Raw genomic sequence first — 16,711 nt, forward strand, 5'->3', positions numbered from 1 at the left:
CCTCCGCTCCCTCCACCCCTCTGGTCCCCTCGGTCTATTCCCTCGACCCTTGTGATCGACGACACTCCTGTCCACCATTCGGGACAGGAGTGTCCGCATTCTGGATAATGCTGGACTGGGCCGAAAGTCCCGTGACACGCTTCCGTCATGGATCGCACTGGAACTGCCTTGGTGAGTCGGCGTCACGTCGACCTCGGCCGCATGTCCAGCGCCATGTGTCCGGCCCGCTGAGCCACTCAGCACCGCCGCACGACTGATCACAGGTCCCCCCGCTTCCCCTCCCTGCGCAGCGCCGCGCGCGCATCTCCGTATGCGCCCATATCCGCAGGTCAGAGAGCCGCTTTTCCGCTGCCCCGAAGGACGTAACCCCATGCCCGCCACGCCAGAGAAGCCCGCCCCAGCCACGCCCCGCCGCAAGGCGAGCCGTCACCGCGGCGAGGGCCAGTGGGCCGTGGGTCACTTCACGCCGCTCAACGGGAACGAGCAGTTCAAGAAGGACGACGACGGTCTCAATGTGCGGACACGCATTGAGACGATCTACTCGAAGCGCGGCTTCGACTCCATCGACCCGAACGACCTGCGCGGGCGTATGCGCTGGTGGGGCCTCTACACCCAGCGCAAGCCCGGGATCGACGGCGGCAAGACGGCGATCCTGGAGCCGGAGGAGCTGGACGACGAGTACTTCATGCTGCGCGTCCGCATCGACGGCGGCCGGCTCACCACCGAGCAGCTGCGCGTCATCGGTGAGATCTCCGAGGAGTTCGCGCGCGGGACCGCCGACCTCACCGACCGGCAGAACGTGCAGTACCACTGGATCCGTGTCGAGGACGTCCCCGAGATCTGGCGGCGGCTGGAAGCCGTGGGGCTCTCCACCACCGAGGCCTGCGGCGACACGCCCCGCGTCATCCTCGGCTCGCCCGTCGCCGGCATCGCCGAGAACGAGATCATCGACGGCTCCCCCGCCATCGACGAGATCCAGCGCCGCTTCATCGGCAACCCCGACTTCTCGAACCTGCCGCGCAAGTTCAAGTCCGCCATCTCCGGCTCACCGCAGCTGGACGTCGCCCATGAGATCAACGACGTGGCCTTCGTCGGCGTGCACCACCCCGAGCACGGCCCCGGCTTCGACCTGTGGGTCGGCGGCGGCCTCTCCACCAACCCCAAGCTCGGCGTGCGCCTCGGCGCGTGGGTGGCCCTGGAGGACGTGCCGGATGTGTACGGCGGCGTCATCGGCATCTTCCGCGACTACGGCTACCGCCGGCTGCGCAACCGCGCCCGCCTGAAGTTCCTCGTCGCCGACTGGGGCCCGGAGAAGTTCCGCCGGATCCTGGAGGACGAGTACCTGAACCGCAAGCTGTCCGACGGCCCCGCGCCCGAGCAGCCCGCCGGCACCTGGCGCGACCACCTCGGCGTGCACCGGCAGAAGGACGGCCGCTTCTACGTCGGCTTCGCGCCCCGCGTCGGCCGCGTGGACGGCGCCACCCTGACCAAGATCGCCGAGGTCGCCGAGGCGCACGGCTCACAGCGGCTGCGCACCACCGCCGAGCAGAAGATGATCGTGCTCGACATCGAGCAGGACCAGGTCGACTCGCTCGTCGGCGCCCTGGAGGCGCTCGACCTGAAGGTCAACGCCTCGCCGTTCCGGCGCGGCACGATGGCCTGCACCGGCATCGAGTTCTGCAAGCTCGCCATCGTCGAGACCAAGGCGCGCGGCGCCTCGCTCATCGACGAACTGGAGCGCCGCATCCCGGACTTCGACGAGCCGATCACCATCAACATCAACGGCTGCCCGAACGCCTGCGCCCGCATCCAGGTCGCCGACATCGGCCTCAAGGGCCAGCTGGTCCTCGACGACGAGGGCAACCAGGTCGAGGGCTACCAGGTGCACCTGGGCGGCGCGCTCGGTCTCGACGCCGGTTTCGGCCGCAAGGTCCGCGGCCTGAAGGTCACCGCGGACGAGCTGCCCGACTACGTGGAGCGGGTCCTCGGGCGCTTCCAGGAACAGCGCGCGGACGGCGAGCGGTTCGCCGTCTGGGCCGCCCGCGCCGACGAGGAAGCCCTGTCATGAGCGAGCGCGCGGCGCCCTTCTACTGCCCCTACTGCGGCGACGAGGACCTGCGTCCGAACGAGACCGGGCACGGCGCGTGGGAATGCGCGGCCTGCAACCGGGCCTTCCAGCTGAAGTTCCTCGGGCTGCTCGCCCGGGGCGCTCAGCGCACCGACGGAGGGGACGGAACATGAGCACCATCCAGGACCAGCAGCGGCGTACGGAAGACGAGTTGAAGGCCCTCGCCGAGCAGGCCGGGCGCGACCTGGAGGACGCGTCCGCGCTGGAGATCCTCCAGTGGGCGGCCGACACCTTCGGCAAGGAGTTCTGCGTGACCTCCTCGATGGAGGACGCGGTCGTCGCCCACCTCGCCGCGCGGGCCATGCCCGGCGTGGACGTCGTCTTCCTCGACACGGGCTACCACTTCCCGGAGACCATCGGCACCCGCGACGCCGTCGAGGCCGTGATGGACGTCAAGGTCATCACCCTGACGCCGCGCCAGTCGGTGGCCGAGCAGGACGCCGAGTACGGTGCCCGGCTGCACGACCGCGACCCGGACCTGTGCTGCAAGCTGCGCAAGGTCAAGCCGCTCGAAGAGGGCCTGACGGCGTACGCGGCCTGGGCCACCGGGCTGCGCCGCGACGAGTCGCCGACCCGGGCGGACATCCCGGTCGTCGGCTGGGACGAGAAGCGGCGCAAGGTCAAGATCTCGCCGATCGCCCGCTGGACGCAGGACGACGTCGACGCGTACGCCGCCGAGCACGGCGTCCTCACCAACCCCCTCCTGATGGACGGTTACGGCTCGGTGGGCTGCGCTCCCTGCACCCGCCGCCTGGTCGAGGGCGAGGACGCACGGGCGGGCCGCTGGGCCGGCAACGCCAAGACCGAGTGCGGAATCCACGGATGACCGCGGCACAGCAAGAGATTGCGGCACAGCAAGAGACTCAGGAGAACCACGTGAGCGGAGCCACCGTCTGGCTCACCGGCCTGCCGAGCGCCGGCAAGACGACCATCGCGTACGAACTGGCGGGCCGCCTGCGTGAGCAGGGCCGCCGGGTGGAGGTGCTCGACGGCGACGAGATCCGTGAGTTCCTCTCGGCGGGTCTCGGCTTCAGCCGCGAGGACCGGCACACCAACGTGCAGCGGATCGGGTACGTCGCCGAACTCCTCGCCCGCAACGGCGTGCTGGCGCTGGTGCCGGTGATCGCGCCGTTCGCAGACAGCCGTGAGGCCGTCCGCAAGCGTCACCAGGCGAACGGCACCGCGTATGTGGAGGTGCATGTCGCCACTCCGGTGGAGGTGTGTTCCGTACGGGATGTGAAGGGTCTGTACGCCAAGCAGGCGGCGGGCGAGATATCCGGGCTGACCGGGGTCGACGACCCCTACGAGGAGCCCGCCTCGCCCGATCTGCGCATCGAGTCGCAGGACCAGACGGTGCGGGAGTCGGCCGCGGCCCTGCACACGCTGCTCACCGAGAGGGGTCTGGCATGACGACCGTCGCCACTGTGACCGGCGAGGGCACCGACAGCCCGTACGCGCTCAGCCACCTGGACGCCCTGGAGTCCGAGGCGGTGCACATCTTCCGCGAGGTGGCGGGTGAGTTCGAGCGGCCGGTGATCCTCTTCTCCGGCGGCAAGGACTCCATCGTCATGCTGCACCTGGCGCTGAAGGCGTTCGCCCCCGCACCCGTGCCCTTCTCGCTGCTGCACGTGGACACCGGGCACAACTTCCCCGAGGTCATCGAGTACCGCGACCGGGCGGTGGCCGAGCACGGGCTGCGGCTGCACGTGGCATCGGTGCAGGACTACATCGACCGCGGTGTGCTGCGCGAGCGGCCCGACGGGACGCGCAATCCGCTGCAGACCGTGCCGCTCACCGAGAAGATCCAGAGCGAGAGGTTCGACGCGGTTTTCGGCGGCGGGCGCCGGGACGAGGAGAAGGCCCGCGCCAAGGAGCGGGTGTTCTCCCTGCGGGACGAGTTCTCGCAGTGGGACCCGCGCCGCCAGCGGCCCGAGCTGTGGCAGCTCTACAACGGCCGCCACGCGCCGGGCGAGCACGTCCGCGTCTTCCCGCTGTCGAACTGGACCGAGCTGGACGTGTGGCAGTACATCGCCCGCGAACAGATCGTGCTGCCGCAGATCTACTTCGCGCACGAGCGGGAGGTCTTCCAGCGCGCGGGGATGTGGCTGACCGCCGGTGAGTGGGGCGGCCCCAAGGCGGACGAGAGGGTCGAGAAGCGGCTGATCCGCTACCGCACGGTGGGCGACATGTCCTGCACCGGCGCCGTCGACTCCGACGCCACCACGCTGGACGCCGTCATCGCCGAGATCGCCGCCTCGCGGCTCACCGAGCGCGGGGCGACCCGGGCCGACGACAAGATGTCCGAGGCCGCGATGGAAGACCGCAAGCGCGAGGGGTACTTCTAACCATGAGCAACACCACCGCCGCCACCGAGCAGTTGGCCGATTCCTCGGCCACCACCCTGCTGCGGTTCGCGACCGCCGGGTCCGTCGACGACGGCAAGTCCACGCTGGTGGGCCGCCTCCTGCACGACTCCAAGTCGGTCCTGACCGACCAGCTGGAGGCCGTCGAGCGCGTCTCGGCCAGCCGCGGCGCCGACGCCCCCGACCTGGCGCTGCTCACCGACGGGCTGCGCGCCGAGCGCGAGCAGGGCATCACCATCGACGTGGCCTACCGCTACTTCGCCACCGCCCGGCGCCGGTTCATCCTCGCCGACACCCCCGGGCATGTGCAGTACACCCGGAACATGGTCACCGGCGCCTCCACCGCCGACCTCGCCGTCGTGCTGGTCGATGCCCGCAATGGGGTCATCGAGCAGACCCGCCGCCACGCCGCGGTCGCCGCCCTGCTGCGCGTGCCGCACGTGGTCCTGGCCGTCAACAAGATGGACCTCGTCGCCTACGAGGAGCAGGTCTTCGCCGCCATCGCCGAGGAATTCACCTCCTACGCCCGCGAGTTGGGCGTCCCGGAGGTCACCGCGATCCCGATCTCCGCGCTGGCCGGTGACAATGTCGTCGAGCCGTCCTCGAACATGGACTGGTACGGCGGCCCCACCGTCCTGGAACACCTGGAGACGGTCCCGGTCAGCCACGACCTGACCTCCTGCCACGCACGGCTGCCCGTGCAGTACGTGATCCGCCCGCAGAGCGCCGAGCACCCCGACTACCGCGGCTACGCGGGCCAGATCGCCGCGGGCACCTTCCGCGTCGGCGAGTCGGTGACCGTCCTGCCCTCGGGCCGCACCTCGAAGATCACCGGGATCGACCTGCTCGGCAAGGCGGTGGACGTGGCGTGGACACCGCAGTCCATCACCCTGCTCCTGGCCGACGACATCGACATCTCACGCGGCGACCTGATCGTGCCGAGCGGTGACACCCCACCGACCACGCAGGACATCGAGGCGACCGTCTGCCATGTGGCGGACACGCCGCTGGGCGTCGGCCAGCGGGTGCTGCTCAAGCACACCACCCGCACGGTCAAGGCGATCGTCAAGGAGATCCCCTCGCGGCTGACCCTCGACGACCTCTCCCAGCACCCGGAGCCCGGCCGGCTCGTCGCCAACGACATCGGGCGCGTGAAGGTCCGCACCGCCGAGCCCCTGGCGCTCGACGCCTACGCGGACTCGCGGCGCACCGGATCGTTCCTCCTGATCGACCCGGCGGACGGCACGACCCTCGCGGCGGGCATGTCAGGCGACGCGTTCGCCACCGCCCCGGCGCACGCACACCCGGGCGAGACCCCCGCGCCGGCCGACGACGAGGGCTGGGACTTCTGACATGGCGTACGACGTGTTCGCGACCTTCGCGAAAGAGGGCGGCCGCATCGGCAGTGGCGCCCTCGGCAGCGGGCAGGGCGGAGTCGCACGATGTGTGGCGTGACGCCCCCGGCGGGGAAGGCGCGCGCCCACCGCGTGCGCACCCCCTGCCGACCGGCCCGTATGGGCACTGCTGTACGAAGACGAAGACCTGCCGACCTCCCGGCCACGACCTGACGGCGTGAGCCCGGGCCGACGAGAGGAACACCTCCCGTGCCTGCACCGCGTACCCGGCTCGCCACCCTGGCGGCCCTGCCCCTGCTGGCCCTGGCGCTCGGCGCCTGCGGTTACGGCTCCCAGACGACGGACCAGGACGGCAAGTCCAAGGTCGCCGCGGGTGCGAAGAAGATCGACGGCCTGGACAGCGTCCGGATCGGCTACTTCCCGAACCTGACCCACGCCACCGCGCTCGTCGGCAACCGCGAGGGCCTGTTCCAGAAGGAGCTGGGCGGCACGGAGGCGAAGTACTCGCAGTTCAACGCCGGTCCCTCGGAGATCGAGGCGCTGAACGCGGGCTCCATCGACATCGGCTGGATCGGCCCGTCGCCCGCCATCAACGGCTACACCAAGTCCGGGGGGAAGAACCTGCGCATCATCGGCGGTTCGGCCTCCGGTGGCGTGAAGCTGGTGGTGGACCCCAAGAAGATCAAGTCTCTGGACGACGTCAAGGGCAAGAGGATCGCGACGCCGCAGCACGGCAACACCCAGGACGTGGCCTTCCTCAACTGGATCGCGGAGCAGGGCTGGGACGTCGACGCGCAGAGCGGAAAGGGCGATGTGTCGGTGGTCCGCACCGACAACAAGATCACCCCGGACGCCTACAAGTCCGGTTCCATCGACGGCGCCTGGGTGCCGGAGCCGACCGCGTCCAAGCTGGTGGCCGAGGGCGGCAAGGTGCTCCTCGACGAGGCCGACCTGTGGCCGGGCAAGAAGTTCGTGATCACGAACATCATCGTGAAGCAGAGCTTCCTGAAGGAGCACCCGAAGGTCGTCGAGGCCGTGCTGCGCGGCGCCGTGCGGACCAACGCCTGGATCGAGAAGAACCCGGACAAGGCGAAGGCCGCCGCGAACGCCCAGCTCAAGGCGGACTCCGGCAAGGCGCTCCCCGCCGAGGTGCTCGACCCGGCGTGGAAGTCCATCCGGACGACCAACGACCCGCTCGCCGCCACCCTCGAAGCGGAGGCGGACCACGCGGTCAAGGCCGGCCTCCTGGAAGAGCCCGACCTCAAGGGCATCTACGACCTCGGCCCGCTGAACAAGGTCCTCCGGGCCGAGGGCGGCTCCCCGGTCGACGACGCCGGTCTCGGCGTCAAGTAAGCCCGGCAGACGACCAGTTCCCAGGAGGTGACGACCATGGCGACCACCCTCGCCAAGGCCGCGGAGGGCATCCGCGCCGAGACCACGCACGCCGCCCGGATCGAGCACGTATCGAAGTCCTTCACCGGCCCCGCCGGGTCCCAGCTCGTCCTCGACGACATCACGCTCGATGTCGCGCCGGGTGAGTTCGTCACCCTCCTGGGCGCGTCGGGTTGCGGGAAGTCGACGCTGCTCAATCTCGTGGCCGGGCTCGACAAGCCGTCGGCGGGCGCCATCACGACGGACGGCCGCCCGGCCCTGATGTTCCAGGAGCACGCGCTCTTCCCGTGGCTGACCGCGGGCAAGAACATCGAACTCGCCCTGAAGCTGCGCGGCGTACCGAAGGCGGAGCGCCGCCCGAAGGCCGAGGAGCTGCTGGAACTCGTCCGGCTGCACGGCGCGTACGGCAAGCGCGTGCACGAGCTGTCCGGAGGCATGCGCCAGCGCGTGGCACTGGCCCGCGCGCTCGCGCAGGACAGCAAACTCCTGCTGATGGACGAGCCGTTCGCCGCGCTGGACGCGATCACGCGCGATGTGCTGCACGACGAGCTGACCCGCATCTGGCGCGAGACGAACGTCTCCGTCCTCTTCGTCACGCACAACGTCCGCGAGGCCGTGCGCCTCGCCCAGCGCGTCGTGCTCCTCTCGTCGCGGCCCGGCCGGGTGGCGCACGAGTGGCGGGTCGACATCCCGCACCCGCGCCGCATCGAGGACTCCGCCGTGGCGGAACTGTCCGTCGAGATCACCGAACAACTGCGTGGGGAGATCCGCCGCCATGGCCAGCACTGAGACGAAGGAGGCCGGGGACGGTCAGGACCTCGCCGGTCTCGAGGCGGGGCTCGACGCGCTGGAGACGACCGCGGTTCCCGTCCGCACGCCCCTGCGCCAGGTCCTGGTGCAGAAGGTGCTGCCGCCACTCACCGCGGTGCTGCTCGTGTTCGTGGTCTGGCAGGCCCTTGTCTCCTTCAAGGTCGTCGACGATCCGAGCAAGCTGCCCTCGCCGTCCGCGGTCTGGAACGAGGTGCGCGAGGCCTGGCTGCAGGGCACGCTCCTGGACTACATCTGGACATCCGTCTCCCGCGGGCTGCTCGGCTTCGTGTTCGCCCTCGCGATCGGTACGCCGCTCGGCCTGATCGTCGCCCGGGTGCGGTTCATCAGGGCCGCGATCGGCCCGATCCTCTCCGGACTCCAGTCACTGCCGTCCGTGGCGTGGGTGCCGCCGGCCGTGCTCTGGCTGGGCCTGGACAACAAGATGATGTACGCGGTGATCCTGCTCGGCGCCGTGCCCTCCATCGCCAACGGCCTGGTGTCGGGCGTCGACCAGGTGCCGCCGCTCTTCCTGCGCGCGGGCCGCACGCTCGGCGCGACGGGGCTCAGGCACACCTGGCACATCGTGCTCCCGGCGGCGCTGCCCGGCTATCTCGCGGGGCTCAAGCAGGGCTGGGCGTTCTCCTGGCGGTCCCTGATGGCCGCCGAGATCATCGCGTCCTCGCCGGAGCTGGGCGTGGGCCTCGGACAGCTCCTGGAGAACGGCCGCAACGCCAGCTCCATGCCCATGATCTTCCTGGCCATCTTCCTCATCCTGATCGTCGGCATCGCCATCGACCTGCTCATCTTCAGCCCGTTGGAGCGGCGCGTGCTGCGCGGCCGCGGCCTCCTCGTGAAGAGCTGACACGCCATGTACCGACCCGTACTCCTCGTCATCGCCCACGGCAGCCGTGACCCCCGGCACGCCGAGACCGTGCACGCGCTGGTGCGCCGGGTGCGGTCGCTGCGCCCGGGGCTGCGGGTGGAGACGGCCTTCCTGGACTTCAACGCCCCTTCGGTGACCGGGGTGCTGGAGCGGCTCGCGGCCGAGGGCGTACGGGACGTCGTGGCGCTGCCGCTGCTGCTGACGCGCGCGTTCCACGCGAAGGCGGACATCCCCGGGGTGCTGCGCGCGGCGCCCGCCGCCCTGCGCATCCGCCAGGCGGCGGTCCTCGGGCCTTCACCGCTCCTCCTCTCGGCCTTGGAGCGGCGGTTGTACGAGGCGGGGCTCGACCCCGCCGACAAGTCCTCGACCGGGGTCGTGCTGGCCTCGGCGGGGTCATCGGACCCGGAGGCGATCGCAGTGATCGCTGAAATCGCGCGGGAGTGGCGGCTCACCGGTTGGTGTGCCGTGCGGCCTGCGTTCGCCTCCGCATCTCTGCCGCGCACCGAGGACGCCGTGCGCGCACTGCGTGCCGTGCCGGGCGTACGTCAGGTGGCCGTCGCGCCCTACGTCCTCGCGCCCGGGTTCCTGCCGGACCGTATCGCGCGGGGCGCGGCGGGGGCCGACGTACTTGCGGACGTCCTCGGTCCGGCGCCCGAGGTGGCGCGGCTGCTGGTACGGCGCTACGACGAGGCGTACGCGCCGGACGCCTGCCCTGTTGCTCCTCTGGCGCGGATTCCCGCACTGGCCTAGCTTGTGGGTTCATGACCCCGAGCCGTTCCCGCACGCTGTGGCTGCGGACCGAACCCCTGCACGCGGTGATCTACTTCGAGGAGCGCTGCCGCGGCCTCGGCCGGGCGGTGGGCCTCAAGGGCTTCTGGATGGGGTACTTCGCCGGCCGTACCGCCCCGATGGGCCGCGTGGGGCCCGGCGTCGCGTCGGCGGCGCTCGGTGTCTTCGCGCCGGGCATGGTGGCGCGCGCCCTGCCCTCGGCGTGGGAGTACGCCTCACCGGACCGGGTCGTCGAGGAGCGGGCCCGCCTCGCGGCCCGTGCCCTGCGCCAACTCCTGCCGGACATCGCCATATTGACGACGTCGGCCAATCCGCCGTTGACCGCGCTCGTCGCGGACGCCCCGCCGCTCGCCCGCCCGCTGTTCGCCGCCAACCGCGATCTGGCGGACCGCGCGGATCCGGTCGAGCGTCTTTGGCAACTGGCCACATGCGTACGGGAGTTCCGGGGGGACGCGCATATCTCGGTCCTCGCCGACCACGGGCTCGACGCCCGCGAGGCCCTGGCGCTCGCCGCCGCGACGGGCAGGGTGGACGCGGCCCGCATCCGCCAGGACCGCGGGTGGAGCGAGGAGGAGTGGGAGGTCTCCGTGGACCGTCTGCGCGGCCGGGGGCTCATCGACCCGGCGGGCCGGGTGACGGACCGGGGGATGACGGAACGAGAGTTGATCGAGGACGACACGGACCGTCTGACGGACCGGCTGCTGCGCCCGCTCCCCGCCCCGGTCCTCGACAACCTCCTCGCCACCCTCCATCCGGCGTCCCGTGCCGTCCAGAACTCCGGCATCGTGCCCTACCCCAACCCCATCGGGCTCCCCCGCACGGTGGGGTAAACCGCTTGCCTCACTCCCCTCTCGCCCCTACCGTCACGCGGATGACACCCGAACTGCGGTCCGAACGCCTCGCCCTCTCCGCCTACGCCACCGCCGACGAGGCGGACTTCGTGGCGCTGTTCCAGGACGAGGCCGTGGGCCGCTGGTTCGGGGACGGGATGCAGAGCGCGGCGGAGGACCGCGCACTGTTCGGGCGGATATTCGACCTCGTCTACGCCGAGGAGCGCTTTCCCGTGTGGGCGGTCCGGCACGAGGGCCGCTATGTCGGGCACGCCGAGATCAAGCCCTCGCCCGAGACCTGGCTCGACGGTCACGAGATCGTCTACGGCCTGACCAGACAGACCTGGGGCCTCGGGCTCGGGACCGAGCTGGCGCGGCTCCTGACCTCGTACGGACACGAGTCCCTGGGCCTCACCGAGGTGCACGCCACCGTGGACTCGGAGAACACCGCCTCCCTCGCCCTCCTCAAGCGCCTCGGCTACACCCAGGCACGCGAGGTGCCGGAGGAGAACGGCAGGACCACGCTGCTGCTCACCTCACGGCTTCAGGGCCCGCCTCACGGGTCATCTCCACGAGTCGGGTGACGGTGTTCCAGTTGCGGGTGGTGGCGATGAGGCCCTTGTTCAGGGCGGGTCTCGACAGCTGCTCGCCGAGCTTGGAGCGGCCGAGCCCTTCGGGCGCGTACAGATAGAGGGCGCGGTCGCCGAGCCTGAACTCCTCGGGGAGGAAGGCGGGTTGGTCGATGGCGGCGAAACGGGTCGCGTCGACCGGCGCGGAGAAGTAGGTGACGTGGAGCTGCTTCGCCTCAAGGTCGGCCGCGGGGAACGGGCACGCGTCCGCCACCGCCCGCAGATACGTGCCGTCGCGCACCAGCACGTCGACGGCGAAGCCGAAGTGCTCCTCGATCGCCGTCCGCAGCTCGGCGGCGAGTGAGTCCTCGTCGCCCCGGTCCGCGGTGAAGACCGCGTTGCCGCTCTGCAGATACGTCTGTACGCCGCCGTGCCCGAGCCCTTGCAGGAGGGTGCGCAGCTGTGCCATGGGGACCTTCTTGTGGCCGCCCACGTTGATGCCGCGCAGGAGCGCCGCGTAGGTCTTGGTCGTCATGCGCACACCATAAAGCGGCCGTCGTGCCCCGTGGGGGTGGGCACGACGGCCGCGGTTCGGCGGGCGGTGAGGGTTACTCGACGATCTTCAGGAGCTTGTTGGGCGTGCCCGCGCTCGGGTTGGAGATCTTGTCGGGGGTGGCGCCGTCGGTCAGGGCTTTGGCGACGTCCGCGGGCTTGGCGTCCGGGTGGGCGGCGACGTAGACGGCGGCGGCGCCCACAACGTGCGGGGTCGCCATTGACGTACCGGAGATGGTCTTGGTGGCGTCGTCACCGGTGTTCCAGGCGGAGGCGATGTCCGAGCCCGGGGCGTAGATGTCCACGGCGGAACCGAAGTTGGAGAAGTCCGACTGCTCGTCGTCCTTGGTGGAGGAGGCGACCGTGATGGCCTCCTTCACGCGGGCCGGGGAGCCCTGGGAGGCGTCGGCCGACTCGTTGCCCGCGGCCACCGCGAAGGTGACGCCGGAGGCGATGGCCTTCTGGACGGCGGCGTCGAGCGCTTCATCCGCTCCGCCGCCGAGGCTCATGTTGGCGACGGAGGGGCCCTGGTGGTTCTTGGTGACCCAGTCGATGCCCGCGACGACCTGCTCGGTGGTGCCGGAGCCCTGGTCGTCCAGGACGCGGACGGCGACGATCTTCGCCTTCTTGGCGACGCCGTGCGACTCACCGGCGATGGTCCCGGCGACGTGCGTGCCGTGGCCGTTGCCGTCGTCGGCGTTGTCGTCGTTGTCGATGGCGTCGAAGCCGGAGGTGGCGCGGCCGCCGAAGTCCTTGTGGCTGACGCGGACACCCGTGTCGATGACGTACGCGGTGACGCCCTCGCCGGCGGCGTCCGGGTAGGTGTACTTGCTGTCGGCGGCGGTGTCCGCCTGGTCGATGCGGTCAAGGCCCCACGACGGCGGGTTGTCCTGGGTGGCGTCGATGGTGAACTTCTTCGACTGGACGACCTTGCCGACGGCCGGGTCGGCGGCCAGGCGCTTGGCCTCGGTCTCGCTCAGGCCCTTGGCGGAGAAGCCGTTGATGGCGGAGGAGTAGTTCCGCTTCAGCTCGCCGCCGTACTCCTCGGCGAGGTCGGACTTGGCGTCCTTACCGGCCTTCTCGTCGAGCATCACGATGTAGCTGCCGGCGACGGCGCCCTTGGCGTCCGCGCCGTAGACCTTGCCCTCGGCGGGGGTGGCCGCACCGGCGAAGGAGGTGGCGAAGACCGTCGCGCCGACCGCGGTGGCGGTGGTGGCTATCGCGGCGGTGAGCTTCATCGTGCGGGCACGCTTGTGAGTTGCCATGAAGAGGGGTCTCCTCAGTGCTGTGTGGGGGGATGTGGGGGGTATTCAGCTGTCTTGCCAGGAGGTGCCGTGACGACAAGTTCGCCGCGACGCGCCCTGACGCCCGGAAGATCTCCGGGTGTTGGGACGAAACCCTGACCGATTGACGCGCGCAGATCAATACCTACATACAGCTGTGACTTGTTCAACAAGCTTTCGTAATAACAAAGGGGACCTGGAGCATCGGAACGGACATCTCGCCGCCCAAACGTTCCAACTCCGGGTAACAGCAAGCTCTTTGCACCCCACGAGCCCCACGCGTAACGCCGTACGTGCGACGCCGGGGCGGGACACGAAGCCGGGCGGGCTGGAGATTCCAGCCCGCCCGGCGGTGTACGTACGGAGCGCGGACTATGCCGCGGCGGGGACCTTCTGCTCCTCGAAGGAGTCGATGGTCCGCGTGAAGTCCCTCGTCGAGAGCAGCAGCTTGTAGATGATGGCCAGTTCGAAGACGAGCAGGAGCGCACCGGAGACGATCGTCGCGGGCACCACCACGTCGAAGAGCGGGCCGATCATGAAGACGCCCATCTGGAACTCGATACCGCTCACAAGGTGCGCGCGTATGCGGTGGCGCAGCAGGAACGAGCGGGCCCGCAGATAGGCGGGGAACTTCCGCCGGAACTCCTGGTGCAGGTCGATCACCTGGGGCCTGGGGGCGGCCGGCGCCGCCTCCCCGTCGGCACCGGTCCCCTCGGCCGGCTCCACGTCGTACGCCGCCTCGCCCGCCGCCCGCTGGAGGTCCTGCTCGATGTCCGCCGAGGGGTTGTCGCGCAGCAGGTCCTCCATGAAGGCCAGCTCCGCCTGGTTCTGCGCGCGCCGCGCGGCCCGCATGCGCGACTTGATCTGCTTGCGCATGGAGTGGCGGATCTTGAAGATCTCCAGCGAGTTGATGTAACGCAGGGTGTCCAGCGCCACGACGGCGAGCGCCAGCCAGATGTAGAGGGTGTCGCCCGTGCGGTCGTACTGGCCGCCCATCAGGGCGACGCCGCACACCATGACGCGGATGCGGTCGAAGACGAAGTCGAGCCAGGCGCCGAAGACCGAGCCCTGGCCGGTGAGCCGGGCGATCTTGCCGTCCATGCAGTCGAGGATGAAGCTGAGGTGGTAGACGACGGCGCCGAGAGCGAGCCATTTCCAGTCGCCCAGCGCGAAGCACGCGGCGGAGCCGAGACCGAGAAGGAACGCGCCCCACGTGATCTGGTTGGGCGTGATTCTCGTACGCATCGCGGTGGACCGCACGAGCGGCGTGGCGACCGGGTCGACAAGCAACACGGTCCACCACGCGTCGCGCTTCTTCTGAGTGATGCGGCGCACCTCGGCGAGGGGCGGTATGTCTCGACGCATGGGGGTCAACTTCCTGACATTCGACGAAAGTTCATCTCACGCTAGGGAGGAGTTCACGCAAGGTACAAGATCTACGCTGTGCAACCTTTCACGGGGGGTAACGGTCATCCATGCGGGATGAGTCGATGGCCCTACCAGGACAGTGCCGCGTTACCTCAGCGTTACCGCGCCTCGTTGTAGCGCCGCAGATACTCCGCGAACCGCGCCAGATCGGGCCCGTCCCACTCCGCGAGGCGTTCCTGGAACGCGACCCGGCGCGCGGCGGCGACCTGCACCAGCACGTCATGGCCACGGTCAGTGAGGTGCAGCACATGGACCCGGTGATCGGCCGGGTCGAGCCGCCGTTCGACGAGCCCGGCCTTCTCCAGCGCGCCCACCTGCCTGCTGATCGTCGACTTGTCGAGGGTGTAGTGCGCGGCCAGGTCGGTGGCCCGGCAGCCGCCCTGGTCCTCCAGGTGGCCGAGCAGGGTGAACGAGACGAGGGACAGCTCGGGGTGCATGCGCCCGGCGGTGGCCCGCGCGCGCCGGGCGAAGGCCGTCATCTCGCGCTGAATGATCTCGATTGACTCGTCCCGAACGTCGGGTTGGGGACTGTCTCGATCGGTCACGATTTCTCCCTCTCCGCGAATGGTTGTAGAGTACAACATCAGGGTCAGTTGTATATGCCAACCAATCTCGATCAATCGGAGCACTTCCCATGTCCGCCACCGCGGAAGCCGCACCCCGAACCCGCGACGTGCTGCGCCACGTCCTCCTCCATCTGGTGACGCCCCTGCTGATGTGCCTCGGCATGGGCCTCGCCTACATGGGCGCGTTCGTGACGCCCGAGCCGAACGACATGCCGATCGCCGTCGTCGGCTCGGGCCCGCGGACGCAGGTCCTGGCGCAGACCGTCAAGGACAAGGCGGGCGACGCGCTCGACGTGCGCACCCTCGCCGACCGCGAGCACGCCGTCGACGCGCTCAAGTCCCTGGACATCGCGGGGGCCTACGTCCCCGACGCCAAGTCGCCCGAGCTGATCGTGGCCTCCGCCGGGTCCGACATGAGTTCGCTGGCGGTGCAGAAGATCTTCACGCCGGTCGCGGCGGAGCAGGGCGTCCCGCTCAAGGTCACCGATGTCGCGGCGCCGGTCGCCGACGACCCCACGGGCCAGGGCCTGTTCTTCCTGCTCGTCGCGGTCAGCATCGGCTCCTACGCGTCCGTGGCCGTGCTCGGCGCGGCGGGCGCGGGGCTGCGGATGCGGGTCCGCGCGGGCCTCGTCGTCGGTGTCTCCTTCGCCGTCAGCCTGATCGGCGCGGCGCTCGCGGGGCCGGTCTTCCACCTCGTGCACCAGGGCCTGTGGGGCGTATGGGCGATGTCCTGGCTCTACTCGGCCGGGGTCCTGTTCATCGGCGTGGGACTGCATACGTTCCTCAAGCGCTGGACGACGCTGACGATGATGGTGCTCTTCGTGATGCTCAACTTCACGACGTCCGGCGGTCTCTTCCGGCCCGAACTCCAGAACGGCTTCTTCGGCTCGCTGCACTCCTTCTGGAACGGCGCGGGCTTCGTCGAGGGCATCCGCGGCCACCTCTACTTCGGCGGCCACGACCTCGGGCGGCATGTCGTGACGCTGCTCGCGTGGCTGGTGCTCGGGCTGCTGCTCGTCGGCGTCGCGGCGCTCTGGGAGCGGCGGCAGCGGACCGCGGCGGCCCCTGCCACGGCCCCGCGCGCGGCCGTCGGCGGGCGGGAGACCCAGGAAGAGGAGATGGAGGAGTCGGTCGCGGTGTGACGTCCCAGCGCGGCGGCGCGCTCGTCGCCCGGGAAAGACCGCGCAGGAAAGAGCGGGCGGCGGCAACCTCACGGTGCCGTGGGCCGTCTACCTGGGTGAACGACGGTGGACGACAGTGGACGACGGTGAGCGAGCGGACGGAGGCGACGCCATGGACCGCCCGTACGCGGGGAGCGACCGCCTCCTCCCGCGCCGCCCCGCCGTGCTCGCGTCCGCGGTGGCCGTCTGCCTCGCCCTCTCGTTGTGCGCCGTCTACCTCACCCTGTCGGCATGCGCCGCGACGACCCCGGACGCACCCGTCCGAGAGCCCGAACACCGTCTCCTCGAACAGTTCCGCTCCTGGGCCCGCGACGCCGACGAGTCCCGCACCGCCCGCCACGCACAAGCCCTGGCAACGGTCGAACTCACCGGCACCGACAAGGCGTACGACTACGACGTCGAAGTGAGGACCGATCTCCCCGCCGGGTCGGCCACCGCCGACGACCTCACCGCGCTCATGCGTACCTGGTGGGACGGCGACGACGGCGACGGCACCGCGCGCGACCTCGTACTGCTCGACGTACGCGGAGACCGCCTCGCCCACAGGCGCCTGTGACCTCGCCATCCCGCCCCCTCAGGAGC

19 protein-coding genes are annotated in these 16,711 nt (G+C 70.2%); 15 read left to right on the forward strand and 4 right to left on the reverse strand.

Annotated elements, in window-relative coordinates; genetic code table 11:
- The first annotated feature begins 147 nt into the window (after positions 1-147).
- The 13 genes from GKQ77_RS34125 (at position 148) to GKQ77_RS13180 (ending at position 11,134) form a co-directional block, all read left to right on the forward strand.
- On the forward strand, positions 148-231 hold the full coding sequence (locus GKQ77_RS34125) for a putative leader peptide (protein ID WP_355806261.1): 84 nt from the start codon (positions 148-150) through the stop codon (positions 229-231).
- 139 nt (positions 232-370) lie between these two features.
- Positions 371-2,068, forward strand: coding sequence for a nitrite/sulfite reductase (locus tag GKQ77_RS13125; protein WP_219688900.1), 1,698 nt, complete (start codon positions 371-373; stop codon positions 2,066-2,068).
- On the forward strand, positions 2,065-2,241 hold the full coding sequence (locus GKQ77_RS13130; RefSeq protein WP_219688901.1) for a hypothetical protein: 177 nt from the start codon (positions 2,065-2,067) through the stop codon (positions 2,239-2,241). Before GKQ77_RS13125 ends, GKQ77_RS13130 begins: the two co-directional genes overlap by 4 nt.
- Positions 2,238-2,954, forward strand: a complete 717-nt coding sequence (locus GKQ77_RS13135; RefSeq protein WP_219688902.1) for a phosphoadenylyl-sulfate reductase — start codon at positions 2,238-2,240, stop codon at positions 2,952-2,954. Before GKQ77_RS13130 ends, GKQ77_RS13135 begins: the two co-directional genes overlap by 4 nt.
- The gene (cysC, locus tag GKQ77_RS13140; RefSeq protein WP_219688903.1) at positions 2,951-3,538 is read left to right on the forward strand and encodes an adenylyl-sulfate kinase; all 588 of its coding nucleotides are present in this window, start codon (positions 2,951-2,953) and stop codon (positions 3,536-3,538) included. The genes GKQ77_RS13135 and cysC overlap by 4 nt, the downstream gene beginning before the upstream one ends.
- Positions 3,535-4,473 (forward strand): sulfate adenylyltransferase subunit CysD, encoded by a 939-nt coding sequence (gene cysD / locus GKQ77_RS13145; protein ID WP_219688904.1) that lies wholly within the window; start codon positions 3,535-3,537, stop codon positions 4,471-4,473. Before cysC ends, cysD begins: the two co-directional genes overlap by 4 nt.
- A 2-nt stretch (positions 4,474-4,475) precedes the next feature.
- Entirely contained in the window at positions 4,476-5,843 is a 1,368-nt protein-coding gene (locus tag GKQ77_RS13150; RefSeq protein ID WP_219688905.1) for a sulfate adenylyltransferase subunit 1, read from the forward strand.
- A 252-nt stretch (positions 5,844-6,095) separates the two neighbouring features.
- Entirely contained in the window at positions 6,096-7,199 is a 1,104-nt protein-coding gene (locus GKQ77_RS13155; protein ID WP_219688906.1) for an aliphatic sulfonate ABC transporter substrate-binding protein, read from the forward strand.
- A 36-nt stretch (positions 7,200-7,235) separates the two neighbouring features.
- Positions 7,236-8,027 carry an ABC transporter ATP-binding protein gene (locus GKQ77_RS13160; protein ID WP_219688907.1) on the forward strand — a complete coding sequence of 264 codons (792 nt, stop codon included), beginning with the start codon at positions 7,236-7,238 and terminating at the stop codon, positions 8,025-8,027.
- Positions 8,014-8,910 (forward strand): ABC transporter permease, encoded by an 897-nt coding sequence (locus GKQ77_RS13165; protein WP_219688908.1) that lies wholly within the window; start codon positions 8,014-8,016, stop codon positions 8,908-8,910. Before GKQ77_RS13160 ends, GKQ77_RS13165 begins: the two co-directional genes overlap by 14 nt.
- A gap of 6 nt (positions 8,911-8,916) precedes the next feature.
- Positions 8,917-9,681: a sirohydrochlorin chelatase gene (locus GKQ77_RS13170; protein WP_219688909.1), complete on the forward strand. Its 765-nt coding sequence runs from the start codon at positions 8,917-8,919 to the stop codon at positions 9,679-9,681.
- An 11-nt stretch (positions 9,682-9,692) separates the two neighbouring features.
- The gene (locus GKQ77_RS13175) at positions 9,693-10,550 is read left to right on the forward strand and encodes an SCO6745 family protein (RefSeq protein WP_219688910.1); all 858 of its coding nucleotides are present in this window, start codon (positions 9,693-9,695) and stop codon (positions 10,548-10,550) included.
- Between the two features lie 41 nt (positions 10,551-10,591).
- Positions 10,592-11,134 (forward strand): GNAT family N-acetyltransferase, encoded by a 543-nt coding sequence (locus GKQ77_RS13180; protein ID WP_219688911.1) that lies wholly within the window; start codon positions 10,592-10,594, stop codon positions 11,132-11,134.
- On the opposite strand, the gene GKQ77_RS13185 is transcribed toward GKQ77_RS13180, so the two are convergent.
- The 4 genes from GKQ77_RS13185 to GKQ77_RS13200 form a co-directional block, all read right to left on the reverse strand.
- Positions 11,082-11,654: a DUF1697 domain-containing protein gene (locus GKQ77_RS13185; protein ID WP_219688912.1), complete on the reverse strand. Its 573-nt coding sequence runs from the start codon at positions 11,652-11,654 to the stop codon at positions 11,082-11,084. The two genes, GKQ77_RS13180 and GKQ77_RS13185, sit on opposite strands and share 53 nt — an antisense overlap.
- A gap of 73 nt (positions 11,655-11,727) precedes the next feature.
- A complete protein-coding gene (locus GKQ77_RS13190; protein WP_219688913.1) occupies positions 11,728-12,936 on the reverse strand; it encodes a S8 family peptidase in 1,209 nt (402 codons plus the stop codon).
- A gap of 390 nt (positions 12,937-13,326) precedes the next feature.
- On the reverse strand, positions 13,327-14,319 hold the full coding sequence (locus tag GKQ77_RS13195) for a CDP-alcohol phosphatidyltransferase family protein (protein ID WP_219688914.1): 993 nt from the start codon (positions 14,317-14,319) through the stop codon (positions 13,327-13,329).
- 161 nt (positions 14,320-14,480) lie between these two features.
- Positions 14,481-14,861: a MarR family winged helix-turn-helix transcriptional regulator gene (locus tag GKQ77_RS13200; RefSeq protein WP_258021263.1), complete on the reverse strand. Its 381-nt coding sequence runs from the start codon at positions 14,859-14,861 to the stop codon at positions 14,481-14,483.
- Between the two features lie 155 nt (positions 14,862-15,016).
- Here GKQ77_RS13200 and GKQ77_RS13205 point away from each other — a divergent pair, with 155 nt between their 5' ends.
- Positions 15,017-16,090: a hypothetical protein gene (locus tag GKQ77_RS13205; protein ID WP_219688916.1), complete on the forward strand. Its 1,074-nt coding sequence runs from the start codon at positions 15,017-15,019 to the stop codon at positions 16,088-16,090.
- A 151-nt stretch (positions 16,091-16,241) separates the two neighbouring features.
- Complete coding sequence (locus GKQ77_RS13210; RefSeq protein WP_219688917.1) at positions 16,242-16,685, forward strand: hypothetical protein; 444 nt, start codon at positions 16,242-16,244, stop codon at positions 16,683-16,685.
- Positions 16,686-16,711 lie beyond the last annotated feature (26 nt).

The organism is Streptomyces anatolicus, from assembly GCF_019400875.1.
GTDB lineage: Bacteria > Actinomycetota > Actinomycetes > Streptomycetales > Streptomycetaceae > Streptomyces > Streptomyces anatolicus.

Coding starts and splice junctions, on each gene's coding strand:
- GKQ77_RS34125 (WP_355806261.1), top strand. CDS start 148: ATGGATCGCACTGGAACTGCCTTGGTGAGTCGGCGTCACGTCGACCTC.
- GKQ77_RS13125 (WP_219688900.1), top strand. CDS start 371: ATGCCCGCCACGCCAGAGAAGCCCGCCCCAGCCACGCCCCGCCGCAAG.
- GKQ77_RS13130 (WP_219688901.1), top strand. CDS start 2,065: ATGAGCGAGCGCGCGGCGCCCTTCTACTGCCCCTACTGCGGCGACGAG.
- GKQ77_RS13135 (WP_219688902.1), top strand. CDS start 2,238: ATGAGCACCATCCAGGACCAGCAGCGGCGTACGGAAGACGAGTTGAAG.
- cysC (WP_219688903.1), top strand. CDS start 2,951: ATGACCGCGGCACAGCAAGAGATTGCGGCACAGCAAGAGACTCAGGAG.
- cysD (WP_219688904.1), top strand. CDS start 3,535: ATGACGACCGTCGCCACTGTGACCGGCGAGGGCACCGACAGCCCGTAC.
- GKQ77_RS13150 (WP_219688905.1), top strand. CDS start 4,476: ATGAGCAACACCACCGCCGCCACCGAGCAGTTGGCCGATTCCTCGGCC.
- GKQ77_RS13160 (WP_219688907.1), top strand. CDS start 7,236: ATGGCGACCACCCTCGCCAAGGCCGCGGAGGGCATCCGCGCCGAGACC.
- GKQ77_RS13165 (WP_219688908.1), top strand. CDS start 8,014: ATGGCCAGCACTGAGACGAAGGAGGCCGGGGACGGTCAGGACCTCGCC.
- GKQ77_RS13170 (WP_219688909.1), top strand. CDS start 8,917: ATGTACCGACCCGTACTCCTCGTCATCGCCCACGGCAGCCGTGACCCC.
- GKQ77_RS13175 (WP_219688910.1), top strand. CDS start 9,693: ATGACCCCGAGCCGTTCCCGCACGCTGTGGCTGCGGACCGAACCCCTG.
- GKQ77_RS13180 (WP_219688911.1), top strand. CDS start 10,592: ATGACACCCGAACTGCGGTCCGAACGCCTCGCCCTCTCCGCCTACGCC.
- GKQ77_RS13185 (WP_219688912.1), bottom strand. CDS start 11,654: ATGACGACCAAGACCTACGCGGCGCTCCTGCGCGGCATCAACGTGGGC.
- GKQ77_RS13190 (WP_219688913.1), bottom strand. CDS start 12,936: ATGGCAACTCACAAGCGTGCCCGCACGATGAAGCTCACCGCCGCGATA.
- GKQ77_RS13195 (WP_219688914.1), bottom strand. CDS start 14,319: ATGCGTCGAGACATACCGCCCCTCGCCGAGGTGCGCCGCATCACTCAG.
- GKQ77_RS13200 (WP_258021263.1), bottom strand. CDS start 14,861: ATGACGGCCTTCGCCCGGCGCGCGCGGGCCACCGCCGGGCGCATGCAC.
- GKQ77_RS13205 (WP_219688916.1), top strand. CDS start 15,017: ATGTCCGCCACCGCGGAAGCCGCACCCCGAACCCGCGACGTGCTGCGC.
- GKQ77_RS13210 (WP_219688917.1), top strand. CDS start 16,242: ATGGACCGCCCGTACGCGGGGAGCGACCGCCTCCTCCCGCGCCGCCCC.